At 73.5% G+C, this 21,339-nt stretch carries 19 protein-coding genes; 9 read left to right on the top strand and 10 right to left on the bottom strand.

The genetic code is table 11. The annotated features are described in order from the left end of the window. Nucleotides 1-104 precede the first annotated feature (104 nt). Both uvrA and rsgA read right to left on the bottom strand, forming a co-directional pair. Nucleotides 105-3,050: an excinuclease ABC subunit UvrA gene (gene uvrA / locus ACN265_RS08135; RefSeq protein WP_421406587.1), complete on the bottom strand. Its 2,946-nt coding sequence runs from the start codon at nt 3,048-3,050 to the stop codon at nt 105-107. A 246-nt stretch (nt 3,051-3,296) separates the two neighbouring features. Continuing rightward, nucleotides 3,297-4,376 (bottom strand): ribosome small subunit-dependent GTPase A, encoded by a 1,080-nt coding sequence (rsgA, locus tag ACN265_RS08130; RefSeq protein ID WP_420117143.1) that lies wholly within the window; start codon nt 4,374-4,376, stop codon nt 3,297-3,299. Between the two features lie 179 nt (nt 4,377-4,555). Between rsgA and ACN265_RS08125 the strand changes: the two genes are divergently transcribed. Both ACN265_RS08125 and ACN265_RS08120 read left to right on the top strand, forming a co-directional pair. After that, nucleotides 4,556-5,275: a maleylpyruvate isomerase family mycothiol-dependent enzyme gene (locus ACN265_RS08125; RefSeq protein ID WP_420117144.1), complete on the top strand. Its 720-nt coding sequence runs from the start codon at nt 4,556-4,558 to the stop codon at nt 5,273-5,275. Nucleotides 5,276-5,282: 7 nt separating this feature from the next. Continuing rightward, the gene (locus ACN265_RS08120) at nt 5,283-5,936 is read left to right on the top strand and encodes an MBL fold metallo-hydrolase (protein ID WP_421406586.1); all 654 of its coding nucleotides are present in this window, start codon (nt 5,283-5,285) and stop codon (nt 5,934-5,936) included. Nucleotides 5,937-5,968: 32 nt separating this feature from the next. Here ACN265_RS08120 and ACN265_RS08115 read toward each other — a convergent pair whose 3' ends face one another. Beyond that, on the bottom strand, nt 5,969-6,586 hold the full coding sequence (locus tag ACN265_RS08115; RefSeq protein WP_204926073.1) for a DedA family protein: 618 nt from the start codon (nt 6,584-6,586) through the stop codon (nt 5,969-5,971). 128 nt (nt 6,587-6,714) lie between these two features. After that, nucleotides 6,715-7,398, bottom strand: coding sequence for a class I SAM-dependent methyltransferase (locus ACN265_RS08110; RefSeq protein WP_421406585.1), 684 nt, complete (start codon nt 7,396-7,398; stop codon nt 6,715-6,717). 180 nt (nt 7,399-7,578) lie between these two features. Between ACN265_RS08110 and ACN265_RS08105 the strand changes: the two genes are divergently transcribed. After that, nucleotides 7,579-7,782 (top strand): cold-shock protein, encoded by a 204-nt coding sequence (locus ACN265_RS08105; protein WP_067314937.1) that lies wholly within the window; start codon nt 7,579-7,581, stop codon nt 7,780-7,782. A 182-nt stretch (nt 7,783-7,964) separates the two neighbouring features. On the opposite strand, the gene ACN265_RS08100 is transcribed toward ACN265_RS08105, so the two are convergent. Together ACN265_RS08100 and ACN265_RS08095 are read right to left on the bottom strand one after the other, a co-directional pair. Next, nucleotides 7,965-8,153, bottom strand: a complete 189-nt coding sequence (locus tag ACN265_RS08100) for a DUF397 domain-containing protein (protein WP_420119714.1) — start codon at nt 8,151-8,153, stop codon at nt 7,965-7,967. Next, nucleotides 8,144-8,944: a helix-turn-helix domain-containing protein gene (locus ACN265_RS08095; protein ID WP_421406584.1), complete on the bottom strand. Its 801-nt coding sequence runs from the start codon at nt 8,942-8,944 to the stop codon at nt 8,144-8,146. Before ACN265_RS08095 ends, ACN265_RS08100 begins: the two co-directional genes overlap by 10 nt. 251 nt (nt 8,945-9,195) lie before the next feature. Between ACN265_RS08095 and ACN265_RS08090 the strand changes: the two genes are divergently transcribed. Beyond that, nucleotides 9,196-9,495: a flavin reductase gene (locus tag ACN265_RS08090; RefSeq protein ID WP_420119716.1), complete on the top strand. Its 300-nt coding sequence runs from the start codon at nt 9,196-9,198 to the stop codon at nt 9,493-9,495. 65 nt (nt 9,496-9,560) lie between these two features. On the opposite strand, the gene ACN265_RS08085 is transcribed toward ACN265_RS08090, so the two are convergent. The 3 genes from ACN265_RS08085 to ACN265_RS08075 form a co-directional block, all read right to left on the bottom strand. Then, a complete protein-coding gene (locus ACN265_RS08085; RefSeq protein WP_420119717.1) occupies nt 9,561-10,418 on the bottom strand; it encodes a hypothetical protein in 858 nt (285 codons plus the stop codon). Between the two features lie 190 nt (nt 10,419-10,608). Beyond that, nucleotides 10,609-12,270, bottom strand: a complete 1,662-nt coding sequence (locus tag ACN265_RS08080) for a CocE/NonD family hydrolase (protein ID WP_420119718.1) — start codon at nt 12,268-12,270, stop codon at nt 10,609-10,611. A gap of 5 nt (nt 12,271-12,275) precedes the next feature. After that, nucleotides 12,276-12,791: a MarR family winged helix-turn-helix transcriptional regulator gene (locus ACN265_RS08075; RefSeq protein ID WP_363652064.1), complete on the bottom strand. Its 516-nt coding sequence runs from the start codon at nt 12,789-12,791 to the stop codon at nt 12,276-12,278. Between the two features lie 148 nt (nt 12,792-12,939). Between ACN265_RS08075 and ACN265_RS08070 the strand changes: the two genes are divergently transcribed. The 3 genes from ACN265_RS08070 to ACN265_RS08060 all read left to right on the top strand — a co-directional run bounded on the left by ACN265_RS08070 (nt 12,940) and on the right by ACN265_RS08060 (nt 18,411). Then, nucleotides 12,940-15,072 (top strand): MMPL family transporter, encoded by a 2,133-nt coding sequence (locus tag ACN265_RS08070; RefSeq protein ID WP_421406583.1) that lies wholly within the window; start codon nt 12,940-12,942, stop codon nt 15,070-15,072. A gap of 391 nt (nt 15,073-15,463) precedes the next feature. After that, complete coding sequence (gene typA, locus ACN265_RS08065; RefSeq protein ID WP_204926066.1) at nt 15,464-17,332, top strand: translational GTPase TypA; 1,869 nt, start codon at nt 15,464-15,466, stop codon at nt 17,330-17,332. A 227-nt stretch (nt 17,333-17,559) separates the two neighbouring features. Next, nucleotides 17,560-18,411: a serine hydrolase gene (locus ACN265_RS08060; protein ID WP_421406581.1), complete on the top strand. Its 852-nt coding sequence runs from the start codon at nt 17,560-17,562 to the stop codon at nt 18,409-18,411. An 8-nt stretch (nt 18,412-18,419) separates the two neighbouring features. On the opposite strand, the gene ACN265_RS08055 is transcribed toward ACN265_RS08060, so the two are convergent. Next, a complete protein-coding gene (locus ACN265_RS08055; RefSeq protein WP_421406580.1) occupies nt 18,420-19,217 on the bottom strand; it encodes a tyrosine-protein phosphatase in 798 nt (265 codons plus the stop codon). 43 nt (nt 19,218-19,260) lie between these two features. Here ACN265_RS08055 and ACN265_RS08050 point away from each other — a divergent pair, with 43 nt between their 5' ends. Then, complete coding sequence (locus ACN265_RS08050; protein ID WP_421406579.1) at nt 19,261-20,358, top strand: mandelate racemase/muconate lactonizing enzyme family protein; 1,098 nt, start codon at nt 19,261-19,263, stop codon at nt 20,356-20,358. Nucleotides 20,359-20,419: 61 nt separating this feature from the next. Continuing rightward, nucleotides 20,420-21,328, top strand: coding sequence for a C40 family peptidase (locus tag ACN265_RS08045; RefSeq protein ID WP_204926062.1), 909 nt, complete (start codon nt 20,420-20,422; stop codon nt 21,326-21,328). Nucleotides 21,329-21,339 lie beyond the last annotated feature (11 nt).

The following is a 21,339-nucleotide window of genomic DNA, read 5'->3' as shown; positions in this document are numbered from 1 at the left end:
CCGGTCGTCGACCCGCGCGGCTCACTGGAGCACACGCACCACTGTGCCCGACGGTTCACCCCGGCCGCCCGGGAACACCGGGCGGAGCAGCCCGACCCGCCGGGTCAGCTGGCCCTGGCCGGCACCTTGCGGGTACGCGCCTTCGGCGTCGTGCCGTTGGCGCGGGCCGCCCGGGTCACCGCCGCCTTCGCGCCCCGGGCCTGGCCGTCGAGCTTGAGCACCGAACGCAGGAACTGCCCGGTGTGGCTCTCGGCGACCTCGGCGACCTCTTCCGGGGTGCCGGTGGCGAGCACGGTGCCGCCCCGGTGACCGCCCTCGGGGCCCATGTCGATCAGCCAGTCGGCCGACTTGATCACGTCGAGGTTGTGCTCGATGGTGATCACCGTGTTGCCCTTGTCGACCAGGCCCTCCAGCACCATCAGCAGCTTGCGGATGTCCTCGAAGTGCAGGCCGGTGGTGGGCTCGTCGAGCACGTAGACCGTGCGGCCGGTGGAGCGCTTCTGCAACTCCGACGCCAGCTTGACCCGCTGCGCCTCACCGCCGGACAGCGTCGGCGCGGGCTGGCCCAGCCGGACGTAGCCCAGGCCCACGTCGTTGAGCGTGCGCAGGTGCCGGTGGATGGCCGGGATGGCGGAGAAGAACTCGGCCGCCTCCTCGATCGGCATCTCCAGCACGTCGGAGACGGTCTTGCCCTTGTAGTGCACCTCCAGGGTCTCCCGGTTGTAGCGGGCACCCTTGCACACCTCGCACGGGACGTAGACGTCCGGCAGGAAGTTCATCTCGATCTTGATGGTGCCGTCGCCGGAGCACGCCTCGCAGCGGCCGCCCTTGACGTTGAACGAGAACCGGCCGGGGCCGTACCCCCGGACCTTGGCCTCGGTGGTCTCGGCGAACAGCTTGCGGACGTGGTCCCAGACCCCGGTGTAGGTGGCCGGGTTGGAGCGCGGGGTACGGCCGATCGGCGACTGGTCGACGCCGACCACCTTGTCGACGTGCTCCAGCCCGGAGACCCGGGTGTGCCGGCCCGGCACCAGCCGCGCCCCGTTGATCTGGTTGGCCAGCACCGCGTACAGGATGTCGTTGACCAGCGTCGACTTGCCCGAGCCGGAGACCCCGGTGACCGCGATGAGCTGACCCAGCGGGAACGGCACGGTCAGGTTGCGCAGGTTGTGCTCGCGCGCCCCGTGCACCACCAGTTCCCGCTCCGGCGTCTGCGCCCGACGCTGCTTCGGCGTGGGGATCTCCCGCCGGCCCGACAGGTACGCCCCGGTCACCGACTCGGGATTGTCCAGCAGCGCCGGTACCGAACCGCTGTGCACGATCCGGCCGCCGTGCTCGCCCGCGCCGGGGCCGATGTCGACGATCCAGTCGGCCACCCGGATGGTGTCCTCGTCGTGCTCGACGACGATCAGGGTGTTGCCCAGGCCGCGCAGCCGCAGCAGGGTCTCGATCAGCCGGTGGTTGTCCCGCTGGTGCAGGCCGATCGACGGCTCGTCGAGCACGTAGAGCACGCCGACCAGGCCGGAGCCGATCTGGGTGGCCAGCCGGATGCGCTGCGCCTCGCCACCGGACAGGGTGCCCGCCGGCCGGTCCAGGGAGAGGTAGTCCAGGCCGACGTCGAGCAGGAACCGCAGCCGGGCGTTGATCTCCTTGAGCACCCGCTCGGCGATCATCTTCTGCCGGTCGGTCAGCGCGATGCCGGCGAGCAGCTCGGCCGCCTCACCCACCGACAGGTTGCACACCTCGGCGATGCTCTTGCCGGCGATGGTGACCGCCAGCACCTCGGGCTTGAGCCGGGTGCCGCCGCAGGCCGCGCAGGGCACGTCGCGCATGTAGCCCTCGTACTTGTCGCGCGACCAGTCGCTCTCGGTGTCGGTGTGCCGGCGCTCGATCCACTGCACCACGCCCTCGAAGCCGGTGTAGTAGGAGCGCTCGCGGCCGTACTTGTTGCGGTAGCGCACGTGCACCTGGTCGTCGGAGCCGTGCAGGATGATCTTCTGGGCCCGTGCCGGCAGCGCCCGCCACGGGGTGTCGACGTCGAAGTGCTGGCTCTCGCCCAGCGCCTCCAGCAGGCGCAGGAAGTATTCCAGGTTGTGCCCGGTGGCCCAGGGTTGCAGCGCGCCCTCGCGCAGGGTGCGCTCCGGGTCGGGGACGACCAGCTCCGGGTCGACCTCCTTCTTGGTGCCCAGGCCGGTGCACTCCGGGCAGGCCCCGTAGGGCGCGTTGAACGAGAACACCCGGGGTTCCAGGTCCTCGATCGCCAACGGGTGGTCGTTGGGGCAGGCCAGGTGCTCGGAGTAGCGGCGTTCCCGGGCCGGGTCGTTCTCGGGCAGGTCGACGAAGTCGAGCAGCACCAGACCGTCGGAGAGACCGAGCGCGGCCTCGACCGAGTCGGTCAGCCGCTGCTTGGCGCCCGGCTTGACGCTGAGCCGGTCGATCACCACCTCGATGGTGTGCTTCTCCTGCTTCTTGAGCTTCGGCGGCTCGGTCAGCGGGTGCACCACCCCGTCGACCCGGGCGCGGGCGTAGCCCTTGGCCTGGAGTTCGGCGAAGAGGTCGACGTACTCGCCCTTGCGGCCCCGGACCACCGGGGCGAGCACCATGAACCTGGTGCCCTCGGCCATGGCGAGGACCCGGTCGACGATCTGCTGCGGGCTCTGCCGGGAGATCCGCTCGCCGCAGACCGGGCAGTGCGGCTCACCGATGCGGGCGAAGAGCAGCCGCAGGTAGTCGTAGACCTCGGTGATGGTGCCGACGGTGGACCGCGGGTTACGCGAGGTGGACTTCTGGTCGATGGAGACGGCCGGGCTCAGGCCCTCGATGAAGTCGACGTCGGGCTTGTCCATCTGGCCGAGGAACTGCCGCGCGTACGACGACAGCGACTCGACGTAGCGGCGCTGCCCCTCGGCGAAGATGGTGTCGAAGGCCAGGCTCGACTTGCCGGAGCCGGAGAGCCCGGTGAAGACGATGAGGGCGTCCCGGGGCAGGTCGAGACTGACGTCACGCAGGTTGTGCTCGCGCGCGCCACGGATGATCAGACGGTCGGACACGGTGCGGGTGCTCCCGGAAGAAGAATATGAGGCGGATCTGTCCGCTCCGAGGGTGATCCGAGCGGTTTTACGCGGCGCAGAAGGAACGCCTGCGCAACTCTAGCCCCGGGGTACGACAACTTCCCGCACGCCAACATTCCCCCAGCTCACACCAGGTCGGCCGACCCGCCTGCCGGGGGCCGGCCGACCCGGTGTGCGCGTCCCGCGCCCCGATCCGGCCGGCCACGACCGGCCGGACCGGGGCGGTCAGAAACCGCCCGGCAGGGGCGGCGTCGCCGGCCGGGCCGGCCGCCGACGACCACCCCGCCAGCCACCCCGCCGCTCGGCCGCCAGCCGGCTCTGCCGGCGACCGCTCTCGTACGCCAGCTCCCGCTGGAGCCGACGCCAGCTCTCGAAGCGCCGGCCCGGCAACTCCCCGGTCTCCACCGCCTCGCGCACCGCACAGGCCGGCTCGGCGGTGTGCCCGCAGTCGGCGTACCGGCAGCCGGTGGCCAGCTCGGCGATGTCGGTGAACGCCCGGTCCAGCCCGGAGTGCCCGTCGAGCAGCCCCACCGCCCGGACCCCCGGGGTGTCCAGCACCGCGCCGCCGCCGGGCACCGGCACCAGCGCCCGCCAGGTGGTGGTGTGCCGCCCCTTGCCGTCGACCCGCCGGATCGCCTGGGTGGGCATGACCTCCGCCCCCACCAGGGCGTTGACCAGGCTCGACTTGCCCGCCCCGGACGGGCCGAGCAGGGCCAGCGTGCGCCCCGCCGCGACCAGCGGACGCAGCGGCGTCAGGCCGGTCCCCCGCTCGGCGCTGACGGGCAGCACCGGCACCCCGGGGGCGAGGGCGGCGAGCTGCCGGGCCACCGCCTGCGGATCGGCGGCCAGGTCGGCCTTGGTGAGCACCACCAGCGGGGTGGCCCCGGACTCGTGGGCCAACGCGAGCAGCCGTTCGATCCGGGCGGCGTCCGGCTCCGGGTGCACCGGCTCGATCACCGCGGCGGTGTCGAGGTTGGCGGCGAGCACCTGGCCGCTGGCGTCCTTGCCGGCGGTGCGGCGGACCAGCGCGGTCCGCCGGGGCAGCACCGCGTCGACGGTCACCGGGCCGTCCGGCCAGCGGGCCAGCAGCACCCAGTCACCGGCGCACGGCAGGGCGGTCAGGTCACGGGCGGCGGCGGCCAGCACCGCCGGGCCCAGGCTGGCCCGGACCGGTCCGTCCGCGGCGAGCACCGTGCACACCCCCCGGTCGACCCGGGCCACCCGGCCGGGCCGGCGGTCCGGGCGCCGCCGCGCGTACGCCGCCCGCTCGGCGTCCAGGCCGAGGGCGGTCAGATCGATGGTCATGTCATCCTCACCGAGGTCGGAACTGGTCGTGGCCGAACACGCGTCCTGCGACCGGCATGATCACCACCCCCGTCCGTCGTCCCGGTACCGCGTCGTAGCCCGACGGTAGGCGTCGCACCGACGCGCCGAAAGCGAATTCCCCGGCGGCGCAACGCTGTCCGGACCGTTAGGGTCGTGGCGTGACGACGGATCCACTGATGTTTACCGGTGAGGTGGCCGACTCGGCCGCCCGCCTGCTGGACACCGCCACCGTGCTGGACACGGCGGCCGTCGCGGCCCCCAGCCTGTTGCCCGGCTGGACCCGGGGCCACGTGCTCACCCACCTGGCACGCAACGCCGACGGGTTCGTCAACCTGCTCACCGCCGCCCGCACCGGGCAGGACATTCCGATGTACGCAAGCGCCGCGGCCCGCGACGCCGACATCGCCGCCGGTGCCGGCCGGCCGCCCGCCGAGCTGCTGGCCGACCTGCGCCGCAGCACCGACCGGTTCGCCGAGGCGGTGGCCGCGATGACGGCGTCGGCGTGGAGCGCCACCGTGCAGACCCGACGTGGCCCGTGGCCGGCCGCCCTGGTGCTCTGGGGCCGGTGGCGCGAGTTGGAGGTGCACCACGTCGACCTGGCCACCGGCTACCGGCCGGTGGACTGGCCGGCCGCGTTCGCCCCGCACCTGCTGCACGAGGTGGCCGGTGGGCTCGCCGAGCGGCCCGACGCGCCCGCGCTGGTGCTGCGGCCCACCGACGGCAACCGGCCGGAACTGGTGCTGGGTGACGCGCAGGACGCCCCGCAGGTCGCCGGCAGTTGCGCCGCGCTGGCCGCCTGGTTGATCGGCCGCAGCAGCGGCGACGGGCTGACCGTCACCCCGGACGGTGCCCTGCCGACCCCACCGGAATGGATATAGACCGCGTATGAGCTACACCGGAGACGTCACCCACGGCGGCCCACCCGCCGTGCGGGAACTGGACCGGCTCACCGTCACCAAGATGTCGGTCGGCCCGATGGACAACAACGCCTACCTGCTGCGCTGCCGTGACACGGGCGCGCAGGTGCTCGTCGACGCCGCGAACGAGGCGCCCCGGCTACTCGACCTGATCGGCGACGCCGGGCTGACCTCGGTGGTCACCACCCACCGGCACATGGACCACTGGGTCGCCCTGGAGGAGGTCGTGGCCTCGACCGGCGCGTCCGCCCTGGTGCACGCCGACGACGCCGAGGGGCTGCCGATCGCGGCACAGACCCTGGCCGAGGGCGACACCGTCGCGGTGGGTGACCAGACGCTGGAGGTGATCCACATCAAGGGGCACACCCCGGGGTCGATCGCGCTGCTCTACCGCGACCCGGCCGGCACCCCGCACCTGTTCACCGGCGATTCGCTGTTCCCCGGTGGGGTGGGTAACACCGACCGGGACCCGGAGCGGTTCGGCCAGCTCATCGACGACGTCGAGCACAAGCTGTTCGACCGGCTGCCCGACGAGACCTGGTTCTACCCGGGGCACGGCGCGGACAGCACGCTCGGCGCGGAACGGGCGTCGCTGCCGCAGTGGCGGGCGCGCGGCTGGTGAGCCGCTGACGGGCCGGCGGTGACCGGCGTCGGTCAGCCCGGCTGGCCGACGCCGGTCACCGCGCGCAGCCGACGCCTGGTGCCCAGCAGCACCAGGCCGGCCAGCAGCAGGCCGACGGCCATGGTGACCAGCAGCGGGTTGCCGGGCAGCAGCCCGGCCAGTGCCCGCGACGCCGCGCCCAGGGCCAGGTAGAGGCCGGCCCACGCCGCCGCGCCGAACGCGGCGCAGACGACGAACCGGCGGTACGACATCCGCAGGCTCCCGGCCGCCAACGGCAGCAGCGTGTTGAACACCGGCAGGAAGGGTGCGACGAGCACCATCCGCCCACCGCCGGAGCGCAGCAGCTGCTCGGCGGCCGACCAGCGGCCCTCACCGATCCAGTCGCCGACCCGGCTGTGCCGCAGCCGCTCGCCGAAGATCCGCCCGGCGAGGAAGCTCAGCGACCAACCGGTGAGGCAGCCGGCGACCACGGCGACGACGGTCGCCACCCCGGCGACCGGTCGACCCACCCCCACCGCCGCGAGGATCGCCACGTCGCCGGGGACGAGCACCCCGAGCAGCGGTACGGCGTCGGCGAGCATCACCAGCCCGAGTGCCGCCATCAACAGGGCGGTCGGTAGGTCTCCGAGCTGGGCCAATTCGTCGAGCACGAGATGACGCTACGGCCACCGGGCCTCCCGGCGCATCGGGTCGCGACCCTGATCACTCCCCGACTTTTCCTACGGGCTTCCCCCGGGCCGCGCGACGGCGTGGCCCGGGGGCCTCCCGGCAGGGTGGTTCAGCGGGGGCGGAGCACCTGGACCCGACGGATCGGGGAGTCGACGGAGGGTTCGGTGGTCGGCACCGGGTAGCTGGCCACCACCTCCAGCACGTCCGGCGGCAGGTGTCCCCGGTCCGGGTCGCCGACCAGCACCTGTGCCCCGCCGTCGGCGGCCCGCCGCAGGTACGGCAGCACCCGTACGGCGAGGTCCCGGTCGTAGAGGACGTCCCCGGCGACCAGCAGGTCGGCCTGGGTGCCGTCGTCGTCGAGCAGGTCCTGGTGGCTGGCCTGCACGTCGACCCGGTTGGCCCGCGCGTTGACGGTGACCGCCGCCACCGCGTAGGGGTCGACGTCGTTGGCGACGACCTGACGGGCACCGGCCAGGGCGGCGGCGATGGCGACGAGCCCGGAGCCGGCGGCCAGGTCGAGCACCCGGCGGCCGGCGGCGAGGTCGGGATGGTCGAGCAGGTGGCGGGCGAGGGCCTGCCCGCCGGCCCAGGCCGACGCCCAGAACGGCGGGGGCAGGGTGTGCCCGGCACTGGCCTCCATCCGGGCCCACCAGACGATCGCGTCCTCGGCGAGGTGCAGCCGCACCTCGGGCACGAAGGGGGTGGGCACCAGCCGCAGCCGGTCCAGTCCGTCGCCCGGCGCGTCGATCTCGCGTTCCAGCTCGGTCAACGCGTCGACGCGCGGTCGGTTCACCGGTCGAGTGTGCCGCAACGGGCCTCCCGCCGGGCGGCATTCCGGCGACCTGCGAGTTTCCGTCCGCATCCTGCGGCTTTTCAGCCGGCAAAAACCGCCTCGGCCGGCTACTGTCGGGGCAGTACAGGGCGATCATCCGCCGCAGCGGCGGGATCACCCGTTGTAAACAGGGAGAGATGCATGGCAACCGGCACGGTCAAGTGGTTCAACTCGGAAAAGGGCTTCGGCTTCATCGAGCAGGACGGCGGAGGCCCCGACGTCTTCGTTCACTACTCGGCGATCGCCACCAGCGGCTACCGGGAACTGCAGGAGGCCCAGAAGGTCGAGTTCGATGTGACCCAGGGGCAGAAGGGTCCGCAGGCGGAGAACGTCCGCCCGCTGTAAGTCTCCGTGCCGGTGGCGGCGGCCCGGGGCCGCCGCCACCGAGCGCTTCCGGCAGCCGTCGACTCCGCTGCCGGGTCCACTGAAACCCGGCCGGGTGTTCCCGGGCCGGGCTATACCCCGTCGGCCAGCCGACCGTGTGCCCGTCGGTGCCGCGTCGCCGACGGGCGCGCGTCAAGCCCCGGTCAGGGCCGCTTGGCGTTGCGCAGGAACGACCGCCAGGCGGCCGGCGCGAAGGTGAGCACCGGGCCCGACGGGTCCTTGCTGTCGCGGACGCCGACGACGCCGGGCAGGTTGGCGGCCACCTCCACGCAGTCGCCGGAGTTGCCGCTGCTGCGGGTGCTCTTGTGCCAGATCGCGCCGGTCAGGTCCATGAATCTGCCGCCTCCGAGATCAGCTTGACGGTGGCCCCGTGGGACAGCGCCTCTGCGCGCACCGACTCCCAGCATCGCCGCAGCGATTGTACGTCCGCCGTCCGTTCGACGAGGGTGCCCTGTAGCTGGTTGTCGAGGTAGGCGACGTCGTCGCCCTCCGGCGGCGTGGCGATCACGAACGCGCCGTTGAGCCCGGGGTAGGCGCCGGTGTCCCTCGGCACCAGGTGCAGGTGCACCCTCGGCCGGTCGCCGATCTCCCGCAGGTGCAGCAACTGCTCCCGCATCACCTTCGGCCCGCCGACCGGGCGTTCCAGCACGGTGTGGTCGAGCACCGCCACGAACAGCGGCGGGGACGCCCGGTGCAGGATCTCCTGCCGGGCCAGTCGCGCCGCGACCTGCTGCTCCATCTCGTCGCCGATGAGCTGGCTCGCCCCCTCGTGCAGCGCGCGGGCGTAGTCCTCGGTCTGGAACAGGCCGGGTACCACCAAGGGCTGGAACGAGCACAGCGCGGTCGCCTCCTGCTCGATGGTGACCCACTCGCGGAACCAGGGCATCAGGCTCTCGCGCACCTGGGCGTCCCTGATCCGGGCCAACAGGCCGTCGCTTGCCAGCACGGTGTCGCAGCGCTCGGCGAACTCCCTGCGCGGCGGCCGGCGGCACTGCTCGACGGCGGCGACCAGCGAGGCCGAGTAGTTGACCTGCTCGCCCAGCCCCTCCTGGGACAGCCCCGCCCGCGTCCGCAGCCGACGCAACTCCCCGGCGAACAGCTCCAGCATGGGCAGCGGCTCCATCTGCACAACTCCTGTACGTGAAGGACGACGGTGCTGCACGCCCGCTGCGGTGCAGCGCGAATGCCTTCCGACGGTAACGGCATCCTCACCAGACTGTCACCTGTGGCGGACCTGCCCGACGCCGGAGGGGCTCGGGCCGGCTCCGCCGGGCCGCCCCCTGCCCTGGGGGCGGCCCCTCCAGTCCCGAGGAGGTAGCCCGTGCCCGCCAGGACCAGGTGGCACCGAACCCGCCGGCCGACCGGAGGTCACCGGTGACCGGCGTCGACGACGACACCGCACGGCGTCGCGGCGCGATCCCGACGTCGGCCCGCCGGGTGGTCCCGCACGTCGCCATGCGTCCCCTGTGGCGCTGCCGCAACTGCGGCGCGGAGTGGCCCTGCCAGCCGGCCCGGCTGGGCCTGCTGGTCGAGTACCGGGACGACCGGACCGCCCTGCTCGTCTATCTCGCCGCCCTGATGACCGAGGCTGATCATCAGCTCGGCCAGCTCCACCCCGGGCGACGCCCGGAGCTGACCGACCGTTTCCTCACCTGGGCCCGGGCCCGGGGATGACCGCCGGCAGCCGTGGGCACCCCTTCCGCAGGAGGCGGGGCGGAAGGGGTGCCACGGGGTCCGGGTCAGGCCACCAGCCGCTTGGCCAACTCGTCGGCGACCTGCTTGGCGATGGTGGGCGGGATGGCGGCGGCGATCTTCTCCGGGGTGAGCCCGGCCAGGACGCCGGCCACGATCGCCTGCTCGTCGGTGAAGTCCTTGTTGGCCAGTACGGTCAGCGCGGTCTGCAACGAGGCCAGCTGCGCGCCGAGCGACTTCAGGCTCGGGTGCGGGACGACGAAGTCCGGGTTGGTGTGGTCCTCCCCCATCGCCATCCGGGTGTAGATCTGACCCACCGGGTTGCGGCCGTCGAGGACGGTCAGGTTCTTGTGGACGGTCTCCAGCCAGGCGTGCTCTTCGGGTGTCATGTCGGTGTCCTCCAGTAGTCCGATGCCGGTCAGGTAGCGCCGGAACAGCGGGGTCTGGTCCCGTCCGGCCTTGGTCGAGTCGCGGAAGAAGCTGAAGTGGGTGTGCCACAGGTGCGAGTCGTCGCCGGAGCTGCGCTTGCCCAGCCGGTCCCACCGCCGGACGACCTTGCCGTCCGGGCTGTAGATGATCTCCCGCAGGTCACGGCTGTCCGGCGTGTTCGCCCGGCACTGGGCGACGCACCAGGTGGAGAACGTCTGGAGGTTGTGCGTGGTGCCCCCGGAGCGGACAGTGAACGTGCCCACGTCCAGCCCGGAGGCGTAGAGGGTGAGGCCGCCAGAGTCCCGGGGCGACTCCACCACCGAGTAGTCGTTGGTGACCACCCGGTCGGAGCCACAGTGGTAGCCGCCCCGGTGGGCCGGATCACCGACGATCCCCACCGCGGCGGGATCGAGCCCCTTGATGGTGTCGAGCAGGAGCCGGCGGACCGCCAGCAGATTGGCCGGAGCCGTCGTCATGACGCCCCCTCTCCGCAGCCGGAACCGAAGTGCCGACTGCTTCAGCAACAGGCCAGGGTCGGGGAATCTTCGCTACTCCGCGTATGCATCGCCCACAGGAGACCAAGCCGACCACTGGTGCACGTCATCGAGCGTTGCGAGAAACGATAGTCCCAGTTGCGATAAAAACCCCAGCTCAAAGGGGTTGTCTTCAGATAGGTAGAAGCTGGGAACCGGCTGGGACCACCGGCAGCACGAGCCGCGACGGATGCGATGGATCATGCAGGATCTGCCGAACCCCAGCGCGGAGCGTGATCGCCGCGCCGAGTGGTTCCCCGGTGCCGGGGTTGCGCGCGTAGCGGGGATGGGCACCGCCGGACACCTGCACCCGCAGCCGGTGCCCGACCGCGAACCGGTGCGCCACCGGCCACAGCGGCACCGGCACCCGGGTCACCCCGTCCGGGTCGACCGGGAACCGGCCGGGGGCGACCCGGACCAGGCCGTCGCAGACGTTCCAGGACCGGCCGCGCCGGTCCACGTCGCACAACCGCACGAACACGTCCAGGTACGACAGTTCGCTGCGGACGTGGATCTCGGCGTGCACCGGGCCGACCACCTCGACCGGCTCGGTCAGCACCGCGCCGGTGTAGACCAGCACGTCGGGCCGGGCCTCGACGGGACGGTTGTCGACCGGGCCGGCGCGCTGGGCCACCAGCAGCGGGCCGCCCAACGACGGGGTGGGGTCGGCCGGGTCGTACCGGATGGTGTCGGGGGGCGACGCGGCCGGCGGCTGCGGGTCGAGCCGGCCCCCGGCGTGCAGGTGCCAGGAAATCGCGGTGGCCGGCGGCGGCCACTCGGGCAGATCCCGCCAGCCGCCGCCGTCCCCGCCGACGTGCACCCGCACCGGGGCACGCGGCGACGGCGGCCGGCCGTGCAGGTGGGCGTCGAGCCAGCCCAACCCCTCCCGCAGCGCCTCGGCCAGCAGACCGGGGCTGCCGTGTGTCCACGGGCCGACGGTGAGCCGGGTGGGCACGCCCGCCGCCCGCAGCGCGGCGTGGTCGGCGAGCTGGGCGGGGAGGAAGATGTCCTGCCAGCCGCTGACCATCGTCACCGGGGCGCGCACCTCGGCGATCCGCGCGCCGAAGACCCGGGTCCGCCAGTAGTCGGCGTCCGGGGTGTGGTGGCGCAGCCACTCCTGGAAGAACGGCACGGTCACCCCGGTCGCCACCCGGTCGGCCTCGGCCAGCGGCAGGTGGGCCAGGGCGGCGGCCAGCCGGGGCTGCCCGCGCTTGAGTTCCCACTGCCGGGCCAGCCACGGCACGGTCTGCGCCTGGAGCAGCTCGGCCCAGGTGAGCACCGTGTCCAGGGCGAAGGACTCCCCCGCGTACGTCGAGTCGCGGGTGGCCGAGGCGGTGACCACCGCGACCATCGCGGCCAGTTCCTCCCCCGCGTCGGCGGCCAGCGCCCACTGGACGAAACCCTGGTAGCTGGCCCCGAACATGCCGAACCGGCCGGTGTACCAGGGTTGCCGGCGCAGCCAGTCGACGGTGTCGAGCCCGTCGTCGCGCTCGTGCACCAGCGGGTCGAACAGCCCGTCGGACCCGTCGGTGCCCCGGCAGGACTGGATCACCAGGTGGAAGCCGCGACCGGCGACGAGCCGGCCGAGCAGCCGCATCGGCCCGCCCCGCCCGTACGGCGTGCGGATCAGCACGGTCGGCGCGCCGGGCAGCCGGGGGGCGTAGTGGTCGGTGCGCAGCCGCGCCCCGTCGCGGGCCCGGACCGTGACGCCCCGGGTGACGTCGACCCGGTGGGTGGCGGCGGCCGGCAGGCGCAGCACGGCGGCGGCGAGGCGGGCGAGCGACAGGTCCGGCACGGCGCTCAGTCCGCCGGCCGGCGGGACGGCTCGGCGCGGGCGGCCCGCATCGCGTCGCGGTGCTCCCGCATCGAGTCGACCATGGTGGCCAGGAACCGGTGCACGACCGCCAGCTCGTCGTCGGTGAACCGGGCCATCACCTCGTCGGTGCGCCGCCCGAGCGGGCCGAAGAAGCTCATCGCCAGGGCGGCCCCCTGGTCGGCGTAGTGCAGGAACACCTTGCGCCGGTCGGCGGTGTCGCGGTCGCGGCGGATGTGCCCGGCGCGTTCCAGCCGGTCGACGAGCGCGGTCACCGACCCGGAGGAGAGGTTGAGCTGTTCGCCGAGCCGGCCGGGGGTGATCGGGTCGCCGAGCAGTTCGGCGTCCATGACGGCGATCAGGGCGTGCAGGTCGGTCGGGTTGAGCCCGTGCAGGTTGGCGAACGCGTGCCCGATGTGCTGCGCGTCGACCGAGTAGCGCCGCAGGTCGTTGGTGATGTCGGCCACCATCCGCCCGCGCGGGTCGTCCCGCCGCCGATACATCCCGTGCGTTGCCACGCCCGCCGTTGCCCCCTGTCGCTGTGTCCGGTTGCAGCATAGAACAGCGGCCGATAATCTCGGCTATCAAGATACTCGAAGGACGGGCTATCTTGCCGTCCGCGTTCCCACCGACAGACCACGAGGGCCTCCGATGTCTCTGTTCACCCGCGTCGCCCGCAGCCGGCTCGCCGCCTGGCTCACCGTGGCCGCCGCGATCGTCGTCGGCGCGGTCGTCTTCGGGCTCCCCAAGCCCGACAACCCCGCCCCCGTCTCGGCCACCGGCCTGTCCGTGCAGTGGCAGTCGACCCAGGTGGAACGCCTCCAGGAACAGCTACCCGACAACGACGTCCAACCGGCGATCGTCGTGGTCAGCCGGGACGACGGCAGCCCGCTGACCGACACCGACCGGGCCGCCGTCACCGACCGCTCCGGCGCGTTGGGCCGGCTCGCCGTCGGCGGCCAGGTCAGCCCGCCGCAGGTCTCCCCCGACGGCACCGTCGCGCTGCTCGCCGTCCCGCTGGACACCGCCGGCGGCCAGCAGGCCGTCGCCGACGAGGTGGCGAAGGTCCGCGACAGCCTCACCGGCCTGCCCGACGGCCTCACCGCCGCGGTCACCGGCGCACCCGCGTTCACCGCCGACCTGACCAAGGTCTTCGAGGGCGCCGACCTCACCCTGCTCGCCGTCACCGCCGGCGTGGTCGCCCTGCTGCTGCTGGTGACCTACCGCAGCCCGTTCCTGTGGATCGTGCCGCTGATCGTCGTCGCCGCCACCGAACAGCTCACCCTGCGGGCCGTCGACACCGTCGTCCCCGCCGTCGGCATCAACCTCCAGGAGGGCGCGGTCACCGGCATCGCCAGCGTGCTGGTCTTCGGCGCCGCCACCGACTACGCCCTGCTGCTCATCGCCCGCTACCGGGAGGAACTGCGCCGCGACGAGGACCGGTTCGCCGCCATGCGCGCCGCCGTACGCCGGACCGCCGAACCCATCCTCGCCAGCGGCGGCACCGTCGTGCTCGGCGTGCTCACCCTGCTGCTGTCCGAGCAGGAGACCAACCGGGCACTCGCCGTGGCCTGCGCCACAGGCGTCGTGTTCGCCATGCTCTCCGCACTGTTCGTGCTGCCCGCCGTGCTGGTCATCTTCGGCCGGGGACTGTTCTGGCCGTTCGTGCCGAAGGTCGGCGGCCCGGCCCGGGAGGGCAAGCTGTGGGGCCGGCTCGGTGCCGCCGTGGTCCGCCGCCCGCTGCCGGTCGCCGCGCTGTCCACCCTGCTGCTCGCCGGCCTCGCCCTCGGCGGGCTCACCCTGCGCACCGGGCTGTCCGAGACCGAACAGTTCCGGGTCAAGCCCGAGGCGGTCGCCGGAGCCGAGACGCTGGCCCGCGCCTTCCCCGCCGGCACCACCCAGCCGGTGGCGGTGCTCACCAACCCGGCCGCCGCCGCCGAGGTCACCCGCACCGCCGCCGCCGTGCCCGGGGTGGCCTCCGCCCGGCCCGGCGTGGCCGGCACCGCCGTCGCCCAGGTCGACGTGGTGCTCACCGACGAACCGGGCAGCCCCGCCTCCGACCGCGCCGTCGAGGCGCTGCGCGACGCGGTGGCCGCCGTGCCCGGTTCCGCGCCGCCGACCGTCGGCGGTGCCGACCCGGCCGAGGGGGCGCTGGTCGGCGGCACCGTCGCGGCCACCTACGACTCCGACGAGGCCAACACCCGGGACCTGCGGCTGATCCTGCCGATCATCCTGGTGCTCGTCTTCGCCGTGCTGGTGGTGCTGCTGCGCGGCCTGCTCGCCCCGCTGCTGCTGGTGCTCACCGTGATCGCGTCCTTCTTCGCCAGCCTCGGCGCGGCGTGGCTGCTCTTCGACCACGTGCTGGGCTTCCCCGCGCTCGACAGCGGGGTGCTCCTGTTGGCCTTCGTGTTCCTCGTCGCGCTCGGCGTGGACTACAACATCTTCCTGGTCACCCGGGCCCGCGAGGACGCCCGCGTCGCCGGCACCCGCGACGGCATGCTCTCCGCCCTGCGGGTCACCGGCGGAGTGATCACCAGCGCCGGCATCCTGCTCGCCGCGGTCTTCGCCGTCCTCGGCGTGCTGCCGCTGATCCTGCTCACCCAGATCGGCATCATCGTGTGCATCGGCGTGCTGCTCGACACGCTGCTGGTGCGCACCGTGCTGGTGCCGGCGCTGGCGTTCCTGCTCGGCGACCGGTTCTGGTGGCCGGGGCGGATCGACCGGGAGGCCGACGACGACGCGGGGGCGGCCACGCCCGCGCCGGCCGTCGCCGCCCGGGACTGACCCGCCCGTCCAGCCCGGCCGGGGGTCCCCACCTGCACCAGTGGGGGCCCCCGGCCGTCGGCGTACCCCGGCGGATGTGTCGCCCGTCACGGGCCCGTCCGGTCACCGGGAGCAGTGCCCGGACGGGCCCGCGCGGGCCCGCGTACGCTAGGAGTCCGACCAGCAGGGTCGACTCCCCCGGCACCGACAGACCGAAGATCACTGTGGCCTCGTCCGCGGTGACCGTCGCGACGACCAGGTGCCCGGCCGGCCGGTGGGCCGGCCGGCCCGCCGGTGGGCTCGGCAGACCCGCCGCTGGCACGGCCGGAACAGCAGTTCCGGCACAGATCCGGGCGGTGACGGGACGACCCCGACACCTGCCCCGGCAACCGCAGACAGGAGTATGGAGGGTATGCAGCTTCGCACCGACCTCCGCAATGTCGCCATCATCGCCCACGTCGACCACGGCAAGACGACCCTGGTCGACGCCATGTTGCGGCAGGCCGGCGCCTACGGGGCCCGTGGTGAGAACACCGAGCGCGTCATGGACTCGATGGATCTCGAACGGGAAAAGGGCATCACCATCCTGGCCAAGAACACCGGCGTGCGCTACCTCCCGGCGGACGGCTCCGACCCGGTCACCATCAACATCATCGACACCCCCGGCCACGCGGACTTCGGTGGCGAGGTCGAGCGGGGCCTGACCATGGTCGACGGGGTGGTGCTGCTGGTCGACGCCAGCGAGGGCCCGCTGCCGCAGACCCGGTTCGTGCTCCGCAAGGCGCTCAAGGCGCGGATGCCGATCATCCTGGTGATCAACAAGGTGGACCGGCCGGACGCCCGGATCAAGGAGGTCGTGGACGACACCTACGAACTCTTCCTCGACCTGGACGCCGACGAGGAGCAGATCGACTTCCCGATCGTCTACGCCTGCGCCCGCGACGGCATCGCCTCGCTGACCCAGCCCGCCGACGGCTCGGTGCCCGACGACAGCACCAGCCTGGAGCCGCTGTTCCGGACCCTGCTCGACACCATCCCGCCGCCCTCCTACGACGAGGGCGCGCCGTTGCAGGCGCACGTCACCAACCTGGACGCCTCGCCGTTCCTGGGCCGGTTGGCGCTGTGCCGGGTACGCCAGGGCACCATCAGCAAGGGCCAGACGGTGGCCTGGTGCCGCACCGACGGCAGCACCCAGCGGGTCCGCATCTCCGAGATGCTGATGACCGAGGGCCTGGAGCGCAAGCCGGCCGAGTCGGCCGGGCCGGGCGACATCATCGCCGTCGCCGGCATCCCCGAGATCATGATCGGCGAGACCCTCGCCGACGCGGAGAACCCGGTCCCGCTGCCGCTGATCACCGTGGACGAGCCGGCCATCTCGATGACCATCGGCACCAACACCTCGCCGCTGGTCGGCCGGGTCAAGGGCGCCAAGGTCACCGCGCGGATGGTCAAGGACCGGCTCGACAAGGAGCTGGTCGGCAACGTGTCGCTGCGGGTGCTGCCCACCGAGCGGCCGGACGCCTGGGAGGTGCAGGGCCGTGGTGAGCTGGCCCTGGCCATTCTGGTCGAGCAGATGCGCCGCGAGTCCTACGAGCTGACCGTCGGCAAGCCGCAGGTGGTCACCAAGGAGATCGACGGCAAGACCTGCGAGCCCGTCGAGCGGCTGACCATCGACGCCCCGGAGGAGTATCTCGGCGCGATCACCCAGCTCCTGGCCACCCGCAAGGGCCGAATGGAGCAGCTGGTCAACCACGGCACCGGCTGGATCCGGATGGAGTGGCTGGTGCCGGCGCGGGGCCTGATCGGCTTCCGTACCGAGTTCCTCACCGACACCCGGGGCACCGGCATCCTGCACCACGTCTTCGAGTCCTACGAGCCGTGGTTCGGTGAGCTGCGTACCCGCAACAACGGGTCGCTGGTGGCCGACCGCTCCGGCGTGGTCACCCCGTTCGCGATGATCAACCTCCAGGAGCGCGGCCAGCTCTTCGTCGAGCCCACCACCGAGGTGTACGAGGGCATGATCGTCGGGGAGAACTCCCGCTCCGACGACATGGACGTCAACATCACCAAGGAGAAGAAGCTCACCAACATGCGGGCCTCGACCTCCGACGAGACCGAGAAGCTGATCCCCCCGCGCAAGCTCTCCCTGGAGCAGGCGCTGGAGTTCTGCCGCGAGGACGAGTGCGTCGAGGTGACCCCGGTCGCCGTACGCATCCGCAAGGTGGTGCTGGACCAGACCCAGCGCGGCCGGATGGCCGCCCGCCGCAAGCACGCCGGCTGACCCACCCGGGTCGCACCCGTCGCCACACCCCGCCTCACCCGGAGCCCCGGTCCGCCTCACCCGGACCGGGGCTCCGCCCGTCCCCCACCCCGGGCGCGGCCGACCCCACCCCGGGTGCCCGCCGGGCCGCCCCGGCACCCTCCCCGGTGCCGCCAGCCCGCCCCGGCACCCTCCCCCGAATGCCGCCGGGCCGTCCCGGCGGGCCGGATTCGGCTAGCGTCACGGGCATGACCTGGGATGACCTCGACGCCCGACTGGACCGGCGGCCCGGCACCGTCTCGGCGTACCTGGGCCGGCCCGACGCCCCACCCACCTGGACCCGCAACCCCGACGCCACCCACTACGCGGCCAGCACCATGAAGGTCGCGGTGCTGCTGGCCCTGCACCGGGCCGCCGAAGCCGGCACCCTCGACCTGGACACCCCGGTGCCGGTGGTCAACGACTTCACCTCGGCCAGGCCGGACGCACCCCGGTTCACCTGCGCCCGGCCCTACGACAACGACGACGCCGTCTGGCAGCGGCTCGGCGGGCGGGCCACCCCGCGCTGGCTCGCCAACCGGATGATCACCCGGTCCGGCAACCTCGCCACCAACCTGATCATCGAACTCCTCGGCCTGCCCGCCGTCGCCGAGGCGTGGCGGCTCGCCGGGGCCCGGCACAGCGTCACCGGCCGGGGCATCGAGGACGCCGCCGCCCGGGAGGCCGGCATCACCAACCTGGTCACCGCCGCCGATCTGGCGGCCCTGCTCGGCGGGCTGGCCGTCGGCGCACACCGGCCCGGCCCGCTGGCCTCCCCGGCGGCCTGCACCGCCATGATCGACGTGCTGCTGGACCAGCGCCACCGCGACGATCTCGCCGCCGGGCTGCCCGCCGGCACCCGGATCGCCCACAAGAACGGCTGGGTACGCGGCGTACGGCACAGCGCCGGCGTGGTCCTGCCCGACGACGCCCCGGCGTACGTGATCGCCGTCTGCACCACCACCGACCCCGCCACCGCGCCCGACGACCTCGACGCCTGCCGGCTGCTGGCGGAGGTCTCGGCGACGGCCTGGGCCGCCCGGCACGACCTCACCGGCTGACCGGCAGATCAGTCCAGCAGGTGGGTCCGCAGGGCGGCGCGGAGCTGCGGGGTCACCCCCAACCCGTCGGCCAGGTACGCGTCGAACGACCCGTGCCGGCGGCGCACCTCGTCGAAGCCGGCGTCCAGGTACTCGGGGCGCACCTCCAGCACCGCCCGGACCGTCTCCGGGTCCAGCTCCGGACGCCGCCGCAGCATCGCCGCCGACGCCTCCCCACGCAGCTCCACCGTCAACGCGTTGTGCCGCAGGTAGTCGGCCCGGACCGTCTCCTCGTCGACGCCGAGGGCGGTGAGCAGCACCACCGCCAACCACCCGGTACGGTCCTTGCCCGCCGAACAGTGGAACAGCAGCGGCAGGTTGACCGGGTCGGCCGCCAGCCGCACCGCGCGGGCGAACCCCTCCCGGGCCACCGCACCGCTGACGAACCACCGGTACAGCTCCGCCATCGCCGCCGCCGCACCCCGCCGGGCCGCCTCGTCGTGGCCGGTGAGGTCGTGACCGAGCAGCACCGCCGACAGGTAGCCGAACCCGGGGTGCGCCGGGTCGAGCACCGGCAGCCGCACCAGGTTGTGGTCACCGACCAGCCGGTTCGGCGGGGCGGACGCCGTCTCGGTGTCGTCCCGCAGGTCCACCACGCAGGCCGGGGCGAGCCGACCCAGCACCGTCAGGTCGGCCTCGGTCAACCGACCCAGCGCCGGGGTGCGGATCAGTCGGCCGGGGCGTACCCGCCGGCCGTCACGGGTGGGCAGTCCGCCCAGGTCACGGGCGTTCGGGGCACCCGCCAGCGTCCAGCTTCCCACGGTCATCGGCGCGCTCCTTCGGTGACGGCGTGCGTATAGGGTGCCGCACATGACGATCGCCGTGGTACGCACCCACCGGCTGTCCGCGCCGCTGCACACCCCGTTCGTCACCGCGCTGCGGCGTACCACCACCGTGGAGACCCTGGTGGTGGAGGTGACCGACGCCGACGGGCGGTCCGGCTTCGGCGAGGCCCCGCAGGTGTGGCAGGTCACCGGGGCGTCGGTGGCCGGCGCGGAGTCCTGCGTCCGGGACGTGCTCGCCCCGGCGGTGGTCGGCCGGGACGCCGACGACGTGTTGGCCCGCTGCGCCGAGGTCGCGGCGGCGGTCGCCGGCAACGAGGCGGCCCGGGCCGCGCTGGACGTGGCGCTGCACGACCTGGCGGCACGGCGGCTCGGCGTACCCCTGGTGCGGTTGCTCGGGGGGACGGCGCTGCGGGTGCCGACGGACGTCACGCTGGCCGCCGGGACCGGCGCGGACCTGGCCGTGGCCGCCCGGCAGCGGTGCGACGAGGGCTTCGACGTGCTGAAGCTGAAGGTCGGCACCGACGCGGCGGGCGACCTGGAACGGGTCCGCGCGGTCCGGGCGGCCGTCGGCCCGCAGGTGCGCCTGCGGTTGGACGCCAACCAGGGGTGGACGCCCCGGGAGGCGGTCCGGGTGATCCGGGGTGTCGAGGACGCCGGGCTCGACGTGGAGCTGGTCGAACAGCCGGTGGCCCGGTGGGACCTGGACGGCATGGCCTGGGTCGCCGACCGGGTGGACGTGCCGATCCTCGCCGACGAGGCGGTGTTCGGGGTGCGGGACCTGGTCGCGGTGATCCGGCGGCGGGCGGCCGACCTGGTCAACGTCAAGCTCGCCAAGTGCGGTGGTCTGCGCCCGGCGCGCACCCTGCTGGAGCTGGCCCGGGAACATGGCATGGGCACCCTCGTCGGGTCCATGATGGAAAGTCAGGTGGGGGTCGGCGCGGCGGCCAGCCTGGCCGCCGCCTACCGGACCAACGCCGTGTCCGACCTGGACGCGGCCTGGTGGCTGGCCTGGTCGCCGGTGCACGGAGGGCCGCGTTACGAGGGCGCCACCGTGGTGCTGCCGGACGCGCCGGGGCTCGGCATCACCGCCGTGACCGAAACAAAGATTCAACACCGAGGTTGATGATCGCAGCTTTTCTTCCTATGGTCCGGATGGGGCACCGACACGTGAGCCGGAGGTCGACGTGGAGTTGGAGCCGGGCCGGGAGGCCCTCGTCCGGGTGGCCGTCGCCACCCTCTGGACCGACCCCGGCGCGACCCGCCCGGTCGACCGGCCCGCCCTGGCGGTGCCCTCGGACACCGGCGGCTGGATCACCGGGATGGACGCCAGCCAGCGGGTCGGTGACTGTGTGCTCAGTCAACTACTGCTCGGCGAACGGGTGCTGGTGACCGCGTTGCACCCCGACGGCTGGGCCCGGGTCGTCGCCGTGCAGCAGGCCGCACCCCGGCTCGATGCGCGCGGCTACCCCGGCTGGCTGCCCGCCGCCCAACTCACCCCGGCCACCCCCGCCGGCGGCCCGGCCGACCCGCTCGTCGTCGACGCGGTCAGCACCGGGCTGCGGGTCACCCCCGCCGGCCCGGTCGCCCTGCCCGGGGTCGTCCTGGGCACCCGGCTGCACCCGGCCGGTCCCGCCGTCGACGGGTGGCGGCCGGTCCGGGTGCCCGGACGGCCCGACCCACTGTGGGTTCCCGAGGCCGACGTCACCGAGCTACCGGCCACCCCGCCGACGGCCGACGACGTGCTCGCCGTCGCCGCCCGGCTGCGCGACGTCGCGTACGTCTGGGGTGGGCTCTCCGGGCACGGGATCGACTGTTCCGGCCTGGTCCACCTGGTGTGGCGACGGCTCGGCGTGACGCTGCCCCGCGACGCCGACGACCAGGCGGCGGCCACCACGCCCGTGCCGGCCGGTGAGGAACGCCCCGGCGACCTGTACTTCTTCGCCCGACCGGGGCGGGGCATCCACCACGTCGGCCTGGTGACCGCCGGCCGGGGGCCACGGATGCTGCACGCCTGCTATCGGCAGCGGCGGGTGCTGACCGAGCCGCTGCCACCGGACCGGGTCGCCACCCTGGTCGGCGCGCACCGGGTCTGACCGGGAAATGG

Source organism: Micromonospora sp. WMMD730 (assembly GCF_049178955.1).
Taxonomy (GTDB): domain Bacteria; phylum Actinomycetota; class Actinomycetes; order Mycobacteriales; family Micromonosporaceae; genus Micromonospora; species Micromonospora wenchangensis.
The sequence above is the reverse complement of the archived record's forward strand: the minus strand, read 5'-3'. Positions and strand labels throughout refer to the sequence as shown.